Source organism: Marinobacter oulmenensis (genome assembly GCF_014201735.1).
Lineage (GTDB): Bacteria > Pseudomonadota > Gammaproteobacteria > Pseudomonadales > Oleiphilaceae > Marinobacter > Marinobacter oulmenensis.
Genome location: NZ_JACHFE010000001.1, coordinates 149,150 through 166,743 on the forward strand (window position 1 = coordinate 149,150; position 17,594 = coordinate 166,743).

General features: G+C 61.0%; 17 protein-coding genes. 12 read left to right on the forward strand and 5 right to left on the reverse strand.

From position 1 onward, the window contains the following. Positions 1-29: 29 nt before the first annotated feature. The 6 genes from HNR38_RS00650 to HNR38_RS00675 all read left to right on the forward strand — a co-directional run bounded on the left by HNR38_RS00650 (position 30) and on the right by HNR38_RS00675 (position 7,004). Positions 30-587, forward strand: a complete 558-nt coding sequence (locus HNR38_RS00650) for a TRAP transporter small permease subunit (protein WP_183698734.1) — start codon at positions 30-32, stop codon at positions 585-587. Then, positions 584-1,900: a TRAP transporter large permease gene (locus HNR38_RS00655; protein ID WP_183698736.1), complete on the forward strand. Its 1,317-nt coding sequence runs from the start codon at positions 584-586 to the stop codon at positions 1,898-1,900. Before HNR38_RS00650 ends, HNR38_RS00655 begins: the two co-directional genes overlap by 4 nt. Before the next feature lie 111 nt (positions 1,901-2,011). Then, positions 2,012-3,196, forward strand: a complete 1,185-nt coding sequence (locus HNR38_RS00660; protein WP_183698738.1) for an MFS transporter — start codon at positions 2,012-2,014, stop codon at positions 3,194-3,196. Positions 3,197-3,287: 91 nt separating this feature from the next. Beyond that, a complete protein-coding gene (locus tag HNR38_RS00665) occupies positions 3,288-4,421 on the forward strand; it encodes a tRNA-queuosine alpha-mannosyltransferase domain-containing protein (protein WP_183698740.1) in 1,134 nt (377 codons plus the stop codon). Between the two features lie 197 nt (positions 4,422-4,618). Continuing rightward, on the forward strand, positions 4,619-6,109 hold the full coding sequence (locus HNR38_RS00670) for a SulP family inorganic anion transporter (RefSeq protein WP_183698742.1): 1,491 nt from the start codon (positions 4,619-4,621) through the stop codon (positions 6,107-6,109). A 13-nt stretch (positions 6,110-6,122) separates the two neighbouring features. Further along, on the forward strand, positions 6,123-7,004 hold the full coding sequence (locus tag HNR38_RS00675) for a universal stress protein (protein ID WP_183698744.1): 882 nt from the start codon (positions 6,123-6,125) through the stop codon (positions 7,002-7,004). A gap of 2 nt (positions 7,005-7,006) precedes the next feature. Here HNR38_RS00675 and HNR38_RS00680 read toward each other — a convergent pair whose 3' ends face one another. After that, complete coding sequence (locus HNR38_RS00680) at positions 7,007-7,435, reverse strand: acyl-CoA thioesterase (protein WP_183698746.1); 429 nt, start codon at positions 7,433-7,435, stop codon at positions 7,007-7,009. A 197-nt stretch (positions 7,436-7,632) separates the two neighbouring features. On the opposite strand from HNR38_RS00680, the gene HNR38_RS00685 reads away from it, so the two are divergent. The 6 genes from HNR38_RS00685 (at position 7,633) to HNR38_RS00710 (ending at position 14,259) form a co-directional block, all read left to right on the forward strand. Next, positions 7,633-8,682, forward strand: coding sequence for a substrate-binding domain-containing protein (locus HNR38_RS00685; RefSeq protein WP_183698748.1), 1,050 nt, complete (start codon positions 7,633-7,635; stop codon positions 8,680-8,682). 136 nt (positions 8,683-8,818) lie between these two features. Beyond that, the gene (gene pstC, locus HNR38_RS00690; protein WP_183698749.1) at positions 8,819-10,207 is read left to right on the forward strand and encodes a phosphate ABC transporter permease subunit PstC; all 1,389 of its coding nucleotides are present in this window, start codon (positions 8,819-8,821) and stop codon (positions 10,205-10,207) included. Then, positions 10,200-11,474 carry a phosphate ABC transporter permease PstA gene (gene pstA / locus HNR38_RS00695; protein ID WP_183698751.1) on the forward strand — a complete coding sequence of 425 codons (1,275 nt, stop codon included), beginning with the start codon at positions 10,200-10,202 and terminating at the stop codon, positions 11,472-11,474. Before pstC ends, pstA begins: the two co-directional genes overlap by 8 nt. Before the next feature lie 11 nt (positions 11,475-11,485). Beyond that, on the forward strand, positions 11,486-12,373 hold the full coding sequence (pstB, locus tag HNR38_RS00700; RefSeq protein ID WP_183698753.1) for a phosphate ABC transporter ATP-binding protein PstB: 888 nt from the start codon (positions 11,486-11,488) through the stop codon (positions 12,371-12,373). A gap of 33 nt (positions 12,374-12,406) precedes the next feature. Beyond that, a complete protein-coding gene (phoU, locus tag HNR38_RS00705) occupies positions 12,407-13,129 on the forward strand; it encodes a phosphate signaling complex protein PhoU (protein ID WP_183698755.1) in 723 nt (240 codons plus the stop codon). A 101-nt stretch (positions 13,130-13,230) separates the two neighbouring features. Then, a complete protein-coding gene (locus HNR38_RS00710; RefSeq protein ID WP_183698757.1) occupies positions 13,231-14,259 on the forward strand; it encodes a CNNM domain-containing protein in 1,029 nt (342 codons plus the stop codon). 12 nt (positions 14,260-14,271) lie between these two features. On the opposite strand, the gene HNR38_RS00715 is transcribed toward HNR38_RS00710, so the two are convergent. The 4 genes from HNR38_RS00715 to HNR38_RS00730 all read right to left on the reverse strand — a co-directional run bounded on the left by HNR38_RS00715 (position 14,272) and on the right by HNR38_RS00730 (position 17,574). After that, the gene (locus tag HNR38_RS00715; RefSeq protein ID WP_183698759.1) at positions 14,272-14,637 is read right to left on the reverse strand and encodes a histidine triad nucleotide-binding protein; all 366 of its coding nucleotides are present in this window, start codon (positions 14,635-14,637) and stop codon (positions 14,272-14,274) included. A 39-nt stretch (positions 14,638-14,676) separates the two neighbouring features. Further along, positions 14,677-15,963, reverse strand: coding sequence for an FAD-dependent monooxygenase (locus tag HNR38_RS00720; RefSeq protein WP_183698761.1), 1,287 nt, complete (start codon positions 15,961-15,963; stop codon positions 14,677-14,679). Between the two features lie 82 nt (positions 15,964-16,045). Next, the gene (locus HNR38_RS00725) at positions 16,046-16,600 is read right to left on the reverse strand and encodes an aminoacyl-tRNA deacylase (RefSeq protein ID WP_183698763.1); all 555 of its coding nucleotides are present in this window, start codon (positions 16,598-16,600) and stop codon (positions 16,046-16,048) included. 140 nt (positions 16,601-16,740) lie between these two features. Further along, on the reverse strand, positions 16,741-17,574 hold the full coding sequence (locus HNR38_RS00730; RefSeq protein WP_183698765.1) for a mechanosensitive ion channel family protein: 834 nt from the start codon (positions 17,572-17,574) through the stop codon (positions 16,741-16,743). Between the last annotated feature and the right edge of the window lie 20 nt (positions 17,575-17,594).

Consider the following 17,594-nt stretch of genomic DNA (forward strand, 5'->3'; position numbering starts at 1 on the left):
GGATATGTCCCTGACAGAGGTACCCCTCCATGTTGATTCGTGCACTCAAGACCTATTGTCTGACCGTGCAGTGGTGCGTGGGATTCATTGGTCGTTCGGTGGCCTGGCTGATGCCGGTGCTGGCCTTTGTGGTCGCCTTCGAGGTGTTCTGCCGCTACGTGCTGGATGAGCCCACCATCTGGGCCTATGACGTGTCGCTGTTTATTTTCGGCTATGTCGCCTCCCTTGGCGGCGCCTACGCCCAGTTGCACAACCGGCATATCAATGTCGATGTGCTGTATAACCACGTGCCGCCGCGGGTCCAGAACCTGTTCAATCTGATTTCCTATGTTCTGGCGGTGTTTTTCCTGGCTATCGTGTTCAAGATTGCCATCGGCAAATTCGAGGAAGCCATCCAGTTCAACTACCGCCGCCAGAGCGAGTGGGCGCCGTCCATGCACCATTACTGGGTGATGATTGCGGTGGCCAGCGCCTTGCTGATGTTCCAGTTCTCCAGCGATTTCATCCAGCAGGCCTACCACCTGTTCACCGGGAAAAAACTGATTCACGACCCGGAACCCATTGATGACGAGGAGGTCGCCGCATGAGTATCGAGCTTCTGACCGGCGTCCTGCTGGCCTGCATCCTGCTGACGTTTGCCCTGGGGGCTCCGGTGGCCTTTGCGCTGGGTGGTGTGGCCATGGCGATCGGTTATCTGACCTGGGGGGATGGTGTTTTCAACGTCATCTCGACCACTCTCGAAGCCACCCATTTCAGCTTCATCCTGCTGGCGATTCCGCTGTACATCTATATGGGCCAGTTACTGACCCGGTCCGGTATCGGTGACGCCATGTTCAATGCCAGTCAGATCCTGATTGGCCGTGTGCGCGGCTCGCTGGCGATCAGCGTGATCCTGGTGTGCTCCATGATCGGGGCCATGGTGGGCATCATCGGTGCCGGCATCATGACCTCGGGCAGTATCGCCCTGCGGCCCATGCTGGAGCGCGGCTACGACAAGCGGCTGGCGCTGGGTGTGATCATGGCCGGCGGTGGCCTGGGTATCCTGATTCCGCCCAGTATCCCGATGATCATGTTTGCCTCCGCCACCCAGAACTCGGTGGGTCGGATGTTCATCGCCGCCCTGATTCCGGCGACCATCACCATTGTCATGCTGATCACCTATGTTGTGATCTCCGGGCGCCTGAAGCCGAACAAGATGCCGCTGGACCCGGAACCGGAGACGCCCATGCCGACCCGGGAAAAGGTCCACACCGTGTTCAATGGCAGCCTGTCATTGCTGCTGATCATCGCGGTGCTGGGCAGCATCATGCTGGGCATTGCCACGCCCACCGAGTCGGGCGCCATTGGCGTGGTCGGTGCGCTTCTGCTGGCGATGGTGTTCAAGCAGCTGAAACCGGCCATGGTCCGCAAAAGCGGCCTGCACGCGATGCTGCTGGTGAATGTCGCGATCTGGATCATCTTCGGTGCCACGGTGTTCAGCAATTTCCATTTGCTGATGGGCGTTCAGAGCATGGTGGAAGGTTTCACCGAAGGGCTTGGGCTGCCACCCATCATGATCATCATCATGTTCCAGTTGATCATGCTGTTGCTGGGGTTCTTCATCGATGAATTCATCATTGTTCTGATCTGTGCGCCGATCTTCACACCCATCGCCGTGTCCCTGGATTACGACCCGATCTGGTTCGGTATCCTGATGATCCTGAACATCGAGATTGCGGTGCAGACTCCGCCCTACGGCTTCGCACTCTTCTACCTTAAAGGCATCGCGCCCAAGAACGTCACCATGCTGGATATCTACCGGTCGGTGACGCCGTTTGTGCTGATTAAACTGGCGGTGCTGATCCTGTGCATGAGCGTGCCGGAGCTGGTGACCTGGTTGCCCGACAAGCTGATGAACTGATCCGGACCCGGTTGTCCCGCTCTGCCCGAGGGGCAGGGCGGATGCATGGATGCACCCGGGTTGGCGGAATGCTATAACTGGCGTCCGTGAATTCCGGAAAAGACAACAACAATGATCCGTTTGCTTCGGCGTTATCCGCTGCCAGTGATTGTGCTGGCACAACTGTTCGGCACGTCCCTGTGGTTCAGCATCAATGGCATCTGGCTATCCTTTGCCCGCCAGCTCGGGCTGGATGAAGCGGATCTGGGCCAACTGACCCTGGCGGTTCAGGCCGGGTTCATCACCGGTACCCTGACCCTGGCGGTAACTGGCCTGGCGGACCGTTTCGGTGCCAGCCGCATATTCGCGGTGGCCAGTATTCTGGGGGCCGCGGTCAATGCTGCCTTTGTGCTGGCGGCGGGCCATGCCCCGATGGATTTCCTCCTGCGCTTCGCCACGGGCCTGTGCCTGGCCGGTATCTATCCGCTGGGCATGAAGATGGTCATCGCCTGGACGCCCCGTTATTCCGGGGCCGCGCTGGCCTGGCTGGTGGGCATGCTGACCCTCGGCACCGCCTTACCACACCTGATGCGCGGTGCCACCGCCGGCCTGCCCTGGGAGTGGCCGCTGCTAGGGGCCTCGGCGCTGGCGGTTGCCGGCGGCGCACTGGTCTGGTTGCTGGGCGATGGCCCGCACCTTCCGGCCAGCAGCGGCCCCATCCCCTTGCGACAGGGTCTGGCCGCCCTGGGTAATGCCCGCTTCCGGGCCGTGGCTGGTGGTTATTTTGGCCACATGTGGGAGCTTTACGCTTTCTGGACGATCACGCCTCTGCTGGTGGCCCGGGAACTGGATCGGGCCGGCCTGTCGGCGGGCCTGATTCCCTGGTTGGCGTTCACCGTGATCGCCGTTGGCGCCCTGGGCTGCGTGGCCGGTGGTCGGCTCAGCCGGACCCTGGGCAGTGAATGGGTGGCGCGTTGGGCGCTCAGGATCTCGGGGCTGCTCTGTCTGGTTTACCCGCTGCTTGGCGGTCTGCCTGCCGGGCTGCTGGTCGTGCTGTTGCTGATCTGGGGCGTGACCGTGGTGGCCGATTCGCCGCAGTTCTCCGCCCTGGCGGCGGCCACGGCGCCCCGGGCATCGGTGGGCTCGTCCCTGGCGGTGATGAACGCGGTCGGGTTTGGTCTGACCCTGCCTGCCATCTGGCTGACCAGCGGGCTCTGGAGTCATGCCGGTGTCTGGGTGGCTCTGGTCCTGCTGCCGGGGCCGGTTCTGGGGCTCTGGTCCCTGGCGCGGGGAGGGCGTGGGTCGTCCGTGTCTTGAGTCTGACCGGTAATGCCCTCAGGATAGGCGGCTGCTTTTTCGACGACAGAGGGCGTATGGCCGGCATACAGACGACCGGTCTGATGGTGTGATGACAGTTTCCCCTTCTGACAAACTGGCCCAGGCGCCGCGTGTGCTGCTGCTGTCGGCCTACGACGCCGCCAGCCACCGGCGCTGGCGCGAGCAGCTGGTCACTCTGTTCCCTGGCTGCCATTGGCATACCCTGGCTTTACCCGCGCGGCATTTTCGCTGGCGCATACGGGGTAACCCGGTGTCCTGGCTGAACGATCCCTGTTTCCGGGAGCACTGGGACCTGGTGATCACCACCTCCATGGTGGATCTGGCGGCACTGCGCGGTTTTCATCCCCAATTGGCTGATACACCCTGGCTGCTTTACGTGCATGAAAACCAGTTTGCGTTTCCGGTTTCCGCCCGGCAGAACGCCAGCGCCGAGCCTCAGGTCGTGAACCTGTACAGCGCCATTGCTGCGGACCGTGTTGTGTTCAACAGTGCCTGGAACCGGGAGAGCTTTCTGGATGGCGCCTGGCAATTCCTCGACCGGATGCCGGATGGCGTGCCGGACGGGCTGATTGATGGCTTGCGGGCCAAGTCGGAGGTCATCCCGGTGCCCATTGAAGACTATCTTTACCTGGATCGTGAATGCCCGCCGGATTGGTCCTGCCCGCATTTGCTCTGGAATCATCGGTGGGAATACGACAAGGGCCCCGAACGTCTGCTCAATCTGTTGCAGGTGCTGGAAAGCCGGGAGCAGCCTTTCCGGTTGAGCGTCGTCGGCGAATCCTTCCGGAAGCATCCACCCGCCTTTGACCGGATACGCGAGCAGTTCAGCCACCGGATACGGCACTGGGGCTTTCTTGAGCGCAGGGCCGACTATGATCGCCTGCTGGCTGAGGCGGATATTGTCCTGTCCACGGCCCTGCACGACTTTCAGGGCCTCTCCATGCTTGAAGCCATGGCCTCCGGCTGTGTCGCCTTGGCGCCGGACCGGCTTGCCTACCGGGAGTATGTGCCGGCTGCCAACCGGTACCCCAGCCACGAGCAGGATGCTGCACTGGAAGCCGATGCGGCAGCGGACCGCCTGCAGGATCTGCTGCAGCGCAGGCCCGCTGCAAGCTGCCCGGAGGAGTGGCGGGCATCGGCCCTGGCCGGGCGTTACCGGCGACTGTTTTCGGCTCTTACGGATATCCCGCCAAGTCGATTTTGAACACATGCTCTGGTAGACTGCGCCGCTTTTCTGCACACCCCCTTCCCTGATGGTGATCCAGCCTGGCGCACCCTGTCGTCGTCAGCGTGAGCTGGCTGACGCGTTTCCTGTCATAGGCCGACAACAAACACATGGCACAGGTGGGGTTTGGTCTGTGGTTTTACCGCTTTCATGACAATCAACCGGATAGACGGGATATGCTCAACAGTCTTCGAAACAACTGGTTCTCCAACGTACGCGGCGATCTGCTGGCCGGTATCGTCGTAGCCCTGGCCCTGATCCCGGAGGCCATCGCGTTTTCCATCATCGCCGGGGTGGACCCGAAAGTGGGGCTGTATGCCTCCTTCTGCATTGCCGTGGTCATCGCCTTTGTCGGCGGCCGTCCGGGCATGATTTCTGCGGCCACCGGGGCCATGGCGCTGCTCATGGTCACCCTGGTGAAAGAGCACGGGCTTCAGTACCTGCTGGCCGCCACCCTGCTGACCGGGGTGTTCCAGATTATTGCCGGTTACCTGAAACTCGGGGGGCTGATGCGTTTTGTGTCCCGTTCGGTGGTGACCGGTTTTGTGAATGCCCTGGCGATCCTGATCTTCATGGCCCAGTTGCCGGAACTGACCAATGTGACCTGGCATGTCTACGCCATGACGGCGGCCGGTCTGGCCATCATCTACCTGTTCCCCTACGTGCCGGTGGTGGGCAAGGTGCTGCCCTCTCCGCTGGTGTGCATCATCCTGCTGACCGCCGTGGCCATTACACTGGGTCTGGATATCCGCACCGTTGGTGATATGGGCGAACTGCCGGATACCCTGCCGATCTTCCTGTGGCCGGATGTGCCGCTGAATCTGGAAACGCTGATGATCATCCTGCCGTATTCGCTTGGCCTGGCGGTGGTGGGTCTGCTGGAGTCGATGATGACCGCCACCATCGTGGACGATCTGACCGACACCAGTAGTGACCGCAACCGGGAGTGCAAGGGCCAGGGCGTTGCCAATATCGGCTCCGGCCTGCTGGGCGGCATGGCGGGGTGTGCCATGATCGGCCAGTCCATCATCAACGTGAAGTCGGGCGGCCGTACCCGCCTGTCCACCCTGACCGCCGGTTCCTTCCTGCTGGTGATGGTACTGGTGCTTGATAAGTGGCTGGTGCAGATTCCCATGGCGGCCCTGGTGGCCGTCATGATCATGGTATCCATCGGGACGTTCAGCTGGGCGTCCATCAAGAACCTCAAGGAGCACCCGCTGTCCACCAATATCGTTATGGTGGTGACCGTGATCGTGGTGGTGGCCACCCACAACCTGGCCTTCGGCGTGCTGGCCGGTGTCCTGCTGGCGTCCCTGTTCTTTGCCAACAAGGTGGGGCATTACATGGCGGTGACTTCCGAACTGGATGTCGATACCGACACCCGGACCTACCGTGTGGTCGGGCAGGTGTTTTTCAGTTCCTCGGAAAAATTCCTGGCTTCCTTTGACTTCAAGGAAGCAGTGGATAATGTGGTCATTGATCTGAGCCGGGCCCATTTCTGGGACATCACTGCCGTGGGCGCTCTGGACAAGGCGGTCATCAAGTTCCGCCGGGAAGGGGCGGATGTGGAGGTGCTCGGACTCAACGAGGCCAGTGCCACGATCGTGGACCGCTTCGGTGTCCATGATAAACCGGAAGCCGCCGATGGCCTGATGGGCGGCCACTGAGGGAGTTGTAGAAATGACCAATGATAATCTTGAAAACAGCCCCCTGCAGGTCGTTGGCTGCATTGATGGTTCCGAAGCCGCGCTGGGCGTATGTGACTATGCCGCCTGGGCCAGCCGCCGGATGGATGATCCGCTGCTGTTGCTGCACGTGCTGGACGAGGAGAAGTATCCCGCCCGAACCGACATGAGCGGCAATATCGGGCTGGGTGCCCGTGAGCATCTGCTTGATGAACTGGTGGAACTGGAGCAGAAGCGCAGCAAGCTGGCGCTCAAGCATGGACATGTCATGCTGGACGAGGCGGAAAAGCGTGTTAAGGCCGCGGGTGTGGCCGAGGTCTGCAAACGCCAGCGCCACGATGAACTGGCCAGCGCCCTGGTGGAACTGGAACCGCAGAGCCGGCTGTTTGTGATGGGGCTGCACGGTGAAAGCAGTCCCGGCAAGGGCCGGCATGTTGGCAGCCAGCTTGAGACGGTGATCCGCAGTGTCCACCGGCCCATCCTGCTGGTGCCGGATGAGTTCAGTGAGCCGGACAGTGCCATGCTGGCCTTCGATGGCAGCGCCACGGCCTTCCGCAGTATCGAACTGCTGGCGGGAACGCCGGTGTTCCGCGGCATGCCGTTACATCTGGTGATGGTGGGCGCGGATACTGCCGAGAAGCGTGACCAGCTGGCCCGGGCGCAGGACATCCTGGCGGCCCAGGACCTGGAAGTTCATCAGGCGATCCGTGAAGGCAGCGATGTGGAACAGACCCTGCACGCCTATCAGGATGAGCACGGTATTGATGTGCTGATCATGGGCGCCTATGGCCACTCACGGATCCGCCGCTTCCTGGTGGGCAGTACCACCACCCGGATGCTGGAAACCGCCCGCAAGCCTCTGGTGATCCTGCGCTGAGATCAGCTGGTGCCGGCTTTGGCCTGCAGCCGGTTCTGTTCTGGCACTTCCCGGATCCGGCCATGCTCGTCGATGGCGACATAGACGAACAGCCCCTCGGTCACTTTCCGGGGGGTTCTGGACGCCCTGTCCAGAGTCCAGACATCCACATGAATCTTCATGGAACTGCGACCGATATCCACCAGGTCGCAGTAGCAGCTTACCTGTGACCCTACCCGTAATGGCGACAGAAATTCCATTCGGTCCATGGCCACGGTGGCATTACGCCCCTGGGAAATGCGGCCGGCCAGGGTGGCAGAGGCAATGTCCATCTGCTTGACCAGCCAGCCGGCAAAGACATCGCCATTGGCATTGGTGTCTGCGGGCAGGGGGACTACCTGGAGGGTGAGTTCACCCCGGGGGCGGGGTTTATCGTCATCGAATGCGGTCATCGGGTTTGCCTGTCAGTGCTTGGACGTTGTTTTGAACGCATGTTAACCCGCCGGTGGCAGTCTGCAACAGAATTCCTCTCCCTGAACGACGAATTTTTCAGTCACTGTAACAAAGTTGTCACAGACCCTTCCTAGGATGCACCCATCGGTAAAGCAGATCCGACACAACGTCCATCAAAAACTGGAGATCAGACGTGATGAAACTGAGTAAAGTACTGACTTCCGTAGCACTGGCCGGCTCCGTTGCCGCCCTGTCTGCACCGGCCATGGCGCGTGACACCATCAGCATCGTGGGTTCGTCCACCGTTTATCCGTTCGCGACCGTCGTCGCCGAGCGTTTTGGCGCCAACACCGATTTCCCGACTCCGAAGCTTGAGTCCACCGGTTCCGGTGGCGGCCTGAAGCTGTTCTGCCAGGGCATCGGTACCCAGCACCCGGACATTACCAACGCTTCCCGTCGCATGAAGCCGTCCGAGTTTGATCTCTGCAGCAGCAACGGCGTGACCGACATCACCGAGTTCCGCATTGGTTCTGACGGCATCGTCATTGCCAGCTCTTCCAAGGCTGAAAACCTGGACATCTCCCTGGAGCAGCTGTTCCTGGCTCTGGGCAAACAGGTACCGAACCCGGACAACGAAAACGAGCTGATCGCCAACCCGTACGAAAACTGGAGCGATGTTGACTCCAGCCTGCCGAACAAGCCGATCCGTGTCATGGGCCCGCCCCCGACTTCCGGTACCCGTGACGCGTTCGTCGAGCTGGCCATGCAGGGCGGTTGTGAAGACCTGCCGGCGGTTGCCGACATGAGCGAAGACGACATGGAAGGCGTTTGCCACAGCATCCGTGAAGACGGCGCTTTCATCGAAGCCGGTGAGAACGATAACCTGATCGTCCAGAAACTGATCGACGACACCGACCTGTTCGGCGTCTTCGGCTACAGCTTCCTGGAAGAAAACGCTGACCGTCTGCAGGCGGCTCGTCTGGAAGGCATGGTGCCGACCGTTGAGAACATCGCCGCCGACGAATACCCGGTTGCCCGTTCACTGTTCTTCTACGTGAAGAAAGCCCACGTGGGTGTGGTTCCGGGCATTAACGAATACATCGAAGAGTTCACCAGTGCCGGAGCCATGGGGCCGAACGGCTATCTCAAGAGCGTGGGTCTGATCGTGCCGCCGCGTGAAGCGCTGATGGATCTGCAGGACAAGGCAGCTGAAATGCCGAACCTGAAGAAAGATGTGCTGATGTAATCACGATTGTGTCAGCCGGATGTACAGAGGGTGCGGCCTGACGGTCGCACCCTTTTGTGCGTCAGAGCTTTGAAGTGCGGCTCCGGCCCCAAAGCTTTACACTTTGATCTGCTAAACGTTGTTAACAGGACATTTCATGCAAGCGGCTAACCTCATGCTATTGGTCATCGCGTTCATCGTGGTGGCTTATGGCCTTGGATACGCCCGGTCCCGGTCCCTGGCCATGCCTCTGGGCGGTATCCGGCATCTCAAATCCCTGCCTTTCTATTACGGTGCCAGGGCCGCACTCTGGTGCGGTATTCCCGCCCTGGTCGTGCTGGGTCTCTGGGCGGCGTTTCAGGGTAAGGTCATCCAGACGCTGGTGGTTGGCTCTCTGCCTCCGGAAATGATACCGGCCAGTCCCGGTGAGGCGAGTCTGTTGCTCAGCAAAATCAGCAATGTGGCCAGTGGTGCTCTGCCTTCCAATTTTGTTGAGGCCCCCATCGCCGAGGCGGCCGACAGGCTCCAGGCTCTGCGTGAACAGAGCCGGCTTTACATGAGCATTCTGGTGGTGGCTGTCGCTGTCCTGGCCGGTTTCCTGGGCTGGATTCGCATCCGCCCGCGTCTGAATGCCCGCAGCCAGGTGGAAACCACCCTCAAGTGGATCTTCTTCTCCTGCGCCGCCCTTGCCATTCTGACCACCCTGGGGATCATTTTTTCGGTGGCCTTCGAAACCGTCCGGTTCTTCCACAAGATCTCTTTCCTGGAGTTTTTCTTTGGCACCCAGTGGAGCCCGCAGACTGCACTCAGGGCTGACCAGGTGGCGGCCGAAGGCGCCTTTGGCATGGTGCCGCTGTTTACCGGCACCCTGCTGATTTCCGCCATTGCCATGCTGGTGGCGGTTCCCGTTGGCCTGCTCTCGGCTATCTATCTGTCGGAATACGCCAACAAGAAGGTGCGCGGGATCGTGAAGCCGTTGCTGGAAATGCTGGCGGGTATCCCGACGGTGGTTTATGGCTTCTTCGCGGCCCTGACCGTGGCGCCGTTCATCAGTAACCTTGCCGACTCCATCGGCATTGATGCCTCGTCCCAGAGCGCTCTGGCAGCTGGTGGCGTTATGGGCATCATGATTATCCCGTTTGTGTCCTCGCTATCGGATGACGTCATCAACGCCGTGCCCCAGACCCTGCGGGACGGCTCCCTGGCGCTGGGCGCAACCCAGTCCGAAACCATGAAGAAGGTAATATTCCCGGCGGCACTGCCGGGCATCATGGGGGGCGTACTGCTGGCCTGTTCCCGGGCCATCGGCGAAACCATGATCGTGGTCATGGCAGCTGGGCTGGCGGCCAACCTCACCGCCAATCCGCTGGACTCGGTAACCACGGTGACCGTGCAGATCGTGACCCTGCTGACCGGTGACCAGGAGTTCGACAGTGCCAAGACGCTGGCGGCATTTGCCCTGGGTGCCATGCTTTTCCTGGCCACCCTGGTGCTCAACATCGTCGCCCTGAAAATTGTCCGCAAATATCGGGAACAGTATGACTGATCAAAACTCACAGGCGGAGCTTGTCCGCCAGTCGCTCAAGCGTCGCTACCGTAAGGAGCGACGTTTCCGTGCCTACGGCATTGCCGCAATTGCGGTTGCCCTGGCGGCTCTGGTGATTCTCTTTACCGACATCATCGGCAAGGGCCACACGGCTTTCATCAAGACGACCATCACCATGGACGTGGCCATCGATGGCGAGATGATGTACCTGGATGATCCAACCGATGAGCGCCAGATGAAAATGGCGGATTTTGTCGAGCCGCTGATCCAGGCGCTGATCAGGGAAATCCCCGGCGCGGACCAGAATGACAAGGCCGCCGTGCGAGACCTGATCAACCCGTATGCCTCCAACCAGCTGCGGGATGCGCTCAAGGAGAACCCGGATCTGTTGGGCACGACCCAGACCATGACCTTCCTGTCGCACACCAATGTGGATGTGTACGTCAAGCATGCCAATGATCCGAACTACTCCATCAAGCTCACCGAGGAAGAGCGCGCCTGGGTGGATACCCTGGTGGAAAAAGGTGTGGTAGAGACCTCCTTCAACGACGTGTTCTTCAGCCGGGGCGACTCCCGGGACCCGTCACGGGCCGGTATTCTGGGGGCGATTGTCGGTTCCCTGCTGACCATGGTGGTCACCCTGGCGCTGTCGTTCCCGATTGGCGTGGCCGCAGCGATCTACCTGGAGGAGTTCGCCCCCCAGAACAGGCTGACGGACTTCATTGAGGTCAATATCAACAATCTGGCCGCGGTGCCGTCGATCATCTTCGGTCTGCTGGGCCTGGCGGTATTCATCAACCTGTTCGGCATGCCCCGGTCGGTGCCGGTGGTGGGTGGCCTGGTGCTGACCCTGATGACCCTGCCTACGATCATTATTTCCAGCCGTGCGGCCATCAAGAGTGTGCCGCCGTCCATCCGGGAAGCGGCGGAGGGCATTGGTGCCTCCAAGATGCAGGTGGTGCTGCATCATGTGCTGCCGCTGGCGATGCCCGGCATGCTGACCGGCTCCATCATCGGTATGGCCCAGGCCCTGGGTGAAACCGCACCGCTGCTGCTGATTGGCATGGTGGCGTTTATTGTCGATGTGCCGGGCGGATTCTTCGATTCGGCCACGGTACTGCCGGTGCAGGTCTTCCTGTGGGCGGGCAGCCCGGAACTGGCTTTTATAGAACGGGCGTCCGCGGCGATCATGGTCCTGCTGACTTTCCTGATCAGTATGAACGCACTGGCCATTGTGCTGCGCAAGCGTCTTGAGCGCCGGTGGTAAGGAGATTTTCAATGAACACGATGAATACAACGGTGACCAGCGAAACCGATATGCCTGAAGAAAAGACGATTCCGGTGGCAGACGAGCAGCCGGCAGAGGCTAAAATTGAAGAAGGGACCACCGTCGGGCATCCGTTCTCCGACGATCCCAAGTTCAAGCTCCGCAACGTGGAGGTGTTCTATGGCGAGGACCGCGCCATCAAGAACATCAGCCTGGACATCGGCCGCAACGAGGTCATCGCCTTTATCGGGCCGTCTGGCTGTGGCAAGTCCACCTTCCTGCGGTGTCTGAACCGGATGAACGACAGCATCGACATCTGTCGGGTCAAGGGCGGCCTGGAGCTGGATGACGAGGATATCTACGATTCCCGCCGCGACGTGGTGGAGCTTCGTGCCCGGGTGGGCATGGTGTTCCAGAAGCCGAACCCGTTCCCCAAGTCCATTTACGACAACGTGGCCTACGGGCCCCGCATCCATGGCCTGGCGAACCGAAAGTCGGATCTGGATGACATTGTTGAGAACAGCCTGCGCAAGGCCGGTCTCTGGGAAGAGGTAAAGGATCGCCTGGACGCTACGGCAACCGGCATGTCCGGTGGCCAGCAGCAGCGTCTGTGTATCGCCCGGGCCATCGCCGTCAGCCCTGAAGTGGTGCTGATGGACGAGCCCTGTTCCGCGCTGGATCCGATTGCCACGGCCCGGGTGGAGGAACTGATCGCCGAGCTGTCCGAGAGCTACACGATCGTGATCGTGACCCACTCCATGCAGCAGGCGGCCCGGGTATCCAACCGTACCGCCTACTTCCACCTCGGGCATCTGGTGGAAGTGAATGAGACCAGCAAGGTGTTCACCTCACCGGAGCACCCGCTGACCGAATCCTACATCACCGGCCGCTTCGGTTAAGCGGCCGGGGTGCACGCAGTGGAGACTAACAGGATGGATGACAAGAAAGACGAAGTGTACGGGGATCACATCTCCCACAAGTTCAATGACGAACTGATGGAACTGAAAGCCGAGTTCCTGACCATGGGCGGCATGGTGGAATCCCAGGTGGAAAACGCCATTCAGGCGCTGGTTGATGGCGATGGCCATCTGGCCGAGCAGATCCGCCTGAACGACAAGAAAGTGGACAGGCTGGAAGTCAGCCTGGACGAGGAAGCCACCCTGATCATCGCCCGGCGCCAGCCAACGGCCCGCGATCTGCGCCTGGTGATTTCGGTCATCAAGATGGTGGCGGACCTGGAACGTATCGGCGACGAGGCCAAGAAGATTGCGAAAGTGGCGATGACCCTGGCGGAAGAGGGCCATGCGCCCCGCGGCTATGTGGAAGTGCGCCATATTGGCGTGCATGTCCAGACCATGCTGCATGATGCCCTGGACGCCTTTGCCCGTCTGGATTCCACCCAGGCGCTGCGGATCATGAAAGAAGACAAACGGGTGGACGAGGAGTACCAGGCCGCGGCCCGTGCCCTGTTGACGTTCATGATGGAAGACACCCGCAATATCTCCCGGTGCATGTCGGTAATGTGGGTCCTGCGCGCCCTGGAGCGGGTGGGGGATCACGCCTGCAACATCGCCGAGAACGTGATCTTCATGGTGGAAGGGGAGGACGTGCGTCATACCTCTGTGGAGGAAGCCGAGCGCGTGGTGACCGGCTAGCCTGGGACCCCGGGGCGGCGGCTGTCCGTCAGTCGCCCCCGTGTTTTTTCCCGGTGCGGATTCGGCTATGATCCAGCCATTCCGTACACGATCGAGGGTTTATGTTCCTTCTTGTCGCCTTTGCGATAATCTCTATTGGTTTTTCCTTTCTGTGCTCCATCCTGGAAGCCTCGCTTCTGTCCGTGACTCCCAGCTATATTGCATCCCTGCGGCAGGAGCGCCCGGCCCTGTTTGCCCGTCTTCGGCGCCTGAAAGACGAGATTGATGACCCGCTCTCGGCCATCCTGACCCTGAACACCATTGCCCATACCGCCGGGGCGACCGGTGTCGGCGCCCAGGTCGCCGTGGTCTTCGGTGAGGCCTGGCTCGGGCTTGCCTCGGGACTGATGACCCTGGCGATTCTGGTGTTCTCCGAGATCATCCCGAAGACCATCGGCGCCAAGTACTGGCGTGCCATTGCGCCCTCCCTGCCCGCTATTCTGGGCACCCTGATGAAACTGCTACTGCCGTTTGTCTGGTTGTCCAAGCAGATCACCCAGCGTATTGCACAGAATGAGGATGACACGGATATTCGTGGCGAGATCAGTGCCCTGGCCGAAATCGGCCGGGATCAGCAGGCGCTGGATGAGGAGGAACGCCGGATGATCCAGAACGTCCTGCGCTTCCACGAAATCAAAGTCAGCCAGGTGATGACCCCGCGCACCGTGTGCAAGTACATCACGCCCCGGACCACCGTTGCCGAATTCCGCGAGAAAGTCTCCAGAGGCCCGTTTTCACGCTATCCGGTCATTGACGAGGAAGGCGAGGCCCAGGGTTACGTACACCGGGCGGACCTTCTGAATATGCAGGATGACAGCCAGTTGCAGGATCACCTGCGCCCGATCAAGCGGGTGAAGGGCGCAACCAATATCGAACTGGTGTTTTCGCAGATGCTGCAGGAGCGTCAGCACATAGCGGTGGTCTACGACGAGCTGGGAACCTGGCTGGGGGTGGTGACTCTGGAGGATATTCTGGAGACGCTGCTGGGAACCGAAATCATGGACGAAACGGACAATGTCTCCAACCTGCGCCGTTACGCCAGGCAGCGCTGGAGCCGTCGCCTGAGACGGACCCGGCGCCAGCCTGACTAGTGTCCCGTCTGGTCAGGCCTGCTTCATCCTGTCAGTGTACGGCGGCCAGCCCAGCGGTTTGCCGGCAAGCAGGTGCAGATGGATGTGAAAGACCGTCTGCCCGGCATTTTCACCGCAGTTCATCACCACCCGGTAGCCATCCTCGGCAAAGCCCATGTCACTGGCCAGTTTGGCGGCCACCCAGTGCAGGTGGCCCACCAGTTCCCGGTCACCCTCGGTAATATCGTTGATGGTGGCGATGGGTTTCTTGGGAATGATCAGCAGGTGCACAGGCGCCTGCGGATTGATGTCCCGGAAGGCCAGGCTGAGGTCGTCCTCGTGCACGATGTCTGCCGGTATTTCCCGGTTGATGATCTTGGTAAAAATGGTTTCGGACATGGTCACTCCTGATGGTGTTGTCATTCTGCCTGGTGCCGCTCAGGACTGGCCGGCACCGGATAGCGGAAACCCAGGGCCGGTCAGCGGCATGGGCTCGAGCCCCATGGCGTAACGGGCCACGCGGTTACGGGCAAAGGGCATGGCCCGGGCGGCACCCAGGCCGGCCTTGCGGGCCAGGTGTACCGGCGGAACCCGGTTGCTGAACAGATAATAGAACAGATCCATGGTCAGCATCATGCGCCGGTTGGCCGGTTTGCGCTCGGACTGGTAGCGGTGCAGCCGTTGCGGGTCGGCCAGATCCGTTCCCTGCCTGCTGGCCTCGGCCAGCAGGGCTTGCAGGCACCGGGCGTCCTGAAACCCCAGGTTGACACCCTGGCCAGCCAGCGGGTTGATGGTGTGGGCCGAGTCCCCGGCCAGCACCACACGCCCCTGGAAATACTCGGTGGCATGCTGGCGGGCAATGGCAAAGCTGGCCCTGGCGTCGATATGGGTCAGTGGTGGCAACTGAGCCGGAAAGGCCTGCTGGATCTCGGCCATCAGTTGGGCATCGTCCATCGCCATCAAACGCTCATGGCAGGCCTGGCTGTCGTACCACACCAGTGACGCCCAGCTCTCGCCCGGATAGTCCGGGCCAGCGCTGTGAAGGGGCAGGAACGCCCTCGGGCCGGTGGGCTGGAAGCCCTGCCAGGTGATGTCCTCGGGCGCGCCCCGGTAACGGACCGAGATCACCATGGCCTGCTGGCCGTACTCGTCCCGGCTGACGCCAATCCCGGCCAGGTGGCGGATCTGCGAACGGGCGCCGTCGGCCCCCACCACCAGTTGCGCGCTCAGGGTCTGATGATCGTCCAGTGTCAGTGTTGCCTGTTTCCCGTCCTGTTCCAGGGCGGAAATACCGCTTCCGGTGAACAGGGTGACGTCTGGTTCCTGTCCGGCGGTCTGCCAGAGGGCGTTCTGGGTCACGCTGTTTTCGACGATATGTCCGAGGTGGGAAGCGCCCATGTCGGCGGCATCAAATTCAACGCAGGTCAGGTTCTGGGGCACCAGCCGGTTCAGTACCGAAGGTGTGTCATCCCACACGCCCAGTCTGCGGTAGGGGGTGGCCCGCATGGCCAGAATATGTTGCCAGGCGCCCAACCCGGTCAGGTAGTCCTCGCTACCGGCACTGAGGGCGGACACCCGGATGTCGGGATGGCTGTTTTCACTGAAGGCTTCCGGGGCGGTCCTTTCCACCAGGGCAACACGGTGGCCCTGCTGGCCCAGGCCGGTCGCCAGCGCGGCGCCGACCATACCGGCGCCCACGATAATAATGTCAAATGCTTGAGTCATAGCCGGTTCCTGTCTGTTGGCATCAGTTTACGCGATGCACTCAGGCAGACAAGCGATCCGGATCAAACGCTCTGTGATTCTGTCAGCCCACCGCGCCTGACAACTCGCTGGTCTTGCGCTGGGGCGCCCGCCGACGGTTCCCGGCCAGCCAGGCCGGTTTGCGGGCACCGGGCCGGACAAAGCCCTGCCGGATCACCATCGGGTTCGCCAGGTTCAGGAAATCGTCGGTTTTCATGTGAATGGATTCGGTGTGGGTGCCGGCGGCGAACGCCAGTTCCGGTTGCTCGGTCAGCACCTCGGCGCAGTAGAGGGGCATGCCGAAGAGGTGCCCGAAGGGCGGCATGGCGCCAACTTCACAGTCCGGGAAGCGATCCTGAAAGGTCTGCTCGTCGGCCAGATCGACAAAGTCCGTATCCAGGCTCCGCGACAGTCGCTGCCAGTGAATGCGCCAGGTGGCGGGCATCACCAGCATTGCCATCTTGCCGTCGAGCTCCAGAATGACGGTCTTGACCACGCGGTCTCCGGCTATCCGGACGTGATGGGCCAGTTGCTGGGCGTTGAAAGCGGGTGGATGGGCAAGGCACATGTAATCGATGCCCGCCCCGTCGAGAAAGGTTTTCAGCTGTCCTGCCGGCATGGTCACAACCCCCTGACAACCTGAACAGTGTTGTGTTCACGCCACCTGCAGCAGGGCAGGCAGCGACGGCTGGCGGGGCCAGGGCGACCCCGCCGTCACTGTCAGCTTAGTCCAGGATTGACCATTTGCGAATGGCCGGCTCAGTCCGCCTTGTACATGTGTACATCCCGCTGCGGGAAGGGGATGGAGATGCCTTCGGCATCAAAGGCTTTCTTCACTTTTTCCTGCATTTCCCAGTAATACGGCCAGAGCTCGTCTGTCGGTACCCAGACCCGGAACATCAGGTCCACGGAGCTGTCGCCCAGACCGGCGACGCAGATCCTCGGTGCCGGATCGCTCAGGGAACGTTCGTCCTCTTCCATCAGCCGTTTCAGGATGGCCTTGGCCTTGTCGATATCGTCCCCGTAGCCGATGCCAAAGGTCATATCGCAGCGACGCTTGTCGTAAATGCTGACATTCACCAGGGTGGCGTTGGACAGGCTGCCATTCGGGATCACGATACGGCGGTTATCGAAGGTGTTAACGATGGTATACAGGATGCTGATTTCGTCGACGGCACCGAGATAGCCCTGGGCTTCAATCGTGTCACCCACCTTGAACGGCTTGAACAGCAGGATCAGGACGCCACCGGCAAAGTTGGCCAGGCTGCCCTGCAGGGCCAGGCCCACCGCCAAGCCGGCAGCACCGATAATGGCCACGAAGGAGGTGGTGGCAATGCCCACCATGGACGCCACGGAGATGAGCAGGAGGATCTTGAGTATGGCACTGATCAGACCGCACAGGAATTTGTTCAGCGTGGGGTCTTTCTTGCCGAGCCGGGAATCGAGCACTGACACAAACCGTTTGATCAGCCAGAGGCCGATGATCAGTGTGATAATGGCCAGCACCACTTTGGGGGCGTAAAGCAGCACCAGGGACATGGCCTGGTCCATCCACTGGGATGCCTGACCGTTGGCACCGAAAAGGTCTTCCATAGGAGAACTCCTTGCTATTG

Bases quoted from the DNA above. Each gene is read 5' to 3' on its own strand.
- pstA (WP_183698751.1), top strand. From the start codon at position 10,200: ATGACTGATCAAAACTCACAGGCGGAGCTTGTCCGCCAGTCGCTCAAG.
- HNR38_RS00710 (WP_183698757.1), top strand. From the start codon at position 13,231: ATGTTCCTTCTTGTCGCCTTTGCGATAATCTCTATTGGTTTTTCCTTT.
- HNR38_RS00675 (WP_183698744.1), top strand. From the start codon at position 6,123: ATGACCAATGATAATCTTGAAAACAGCCCCCTGCAGGTCGTTGGCTGC.
- HNR38_RS00685 (WP_183698748.1), top strand. From the start codon at position 7,633: ATGAAACTGAGTAAAGTACTGACTTCCGTAGCACTGGCCGGCTCCGTT.
- pstB (WP_183698753.1), top strand. From the start codon at position 11,486: ATGAACACGATGAATACAACGGTGACCAGCGAAACCGATATGCCTGAA.
- HNR38_RS00665 (WP_183698740.1), top strand. From the start codon at position 3,288: ATGACAGTTTCCCCTTCTGACAAACTGGCCCAGGCGCCGCGTGTGCTG.
- HNR38_RS00650 (WP_183698734.1), top strand. From the start codon at position 30: ATGTTGATTCGTGCACTCAAGACCTATTGTCTGACCGTGCAGTGGTGC.
- pstC (WP_183698749.1), top strand. From the start codon at position 8,819: ATGCAAGCGGCTAACCTCATGCTATTGGTCATCGCGTTCATCGTGGTG.
- HNR38_RS00680 (WP_183698746.1), bottom strand. From the start codon at position 7,435: ATGACCGCATTCGATGACGATAAACCCCGCCCCCGGGGTGAACTCACC.
- HNR38_RS00725 (WP_183698763.1), bottom strand. From the start codon at position 16,600: ATGCCGGCAGGACAGCTGAAAACCTTTCTCGACGGGGCGGGCATCGAT.
- HNR38_RS00655 (WP_183698736.1), top strand. From the start codon at position 584: ATGAGTATCGAGCTTCTGACCGGCGTCCTGCTGGCCTGCATCCTGCTG.
- HNR38_RS00715 (WP_183698759.1), bottom strand. From the start codon at position 14,637: ATGTCCGAAACCATTTTTACCAAGATCATCAACCGGGAAATACCGGCA.
- HNR38_RS00730 (WP_183698765.1), bottom strand. From the start codon at position 17,574: ATGGAAGACCTTTTCGGTGCCAACGGTCAGGCATCCCAGTGGATGGAC.
- HNR38_RS00720 (WP_183698761.1), bottom strand. From the start codon at position 15,963: ATGACTCAAGCATTTGACATTATTATCGTGGGCGCCGGTATGGTCGGC.
- phoU (WP_183698755.1), top strand. From the start codon at position 12,407: ATGGATGACAAGAAAGACGAAGTGTACGGGGATCACATCTCCCACAAG.
- HNR38_RS00660 (WP_183698738.1), top strand. From the start codon at position 2,012: ATGATCCGTTTGCTTCGGCGTTATCCGCTGCCAGTGATTGTGCTGGCA.
- HNR38_RS00670 (WP_183698742.1), top strand. From the start codon at position 4,619: ATGCTCAACAGTCTTCGAAACAACTGGTTCTCCAACGTACGCGGCGAT.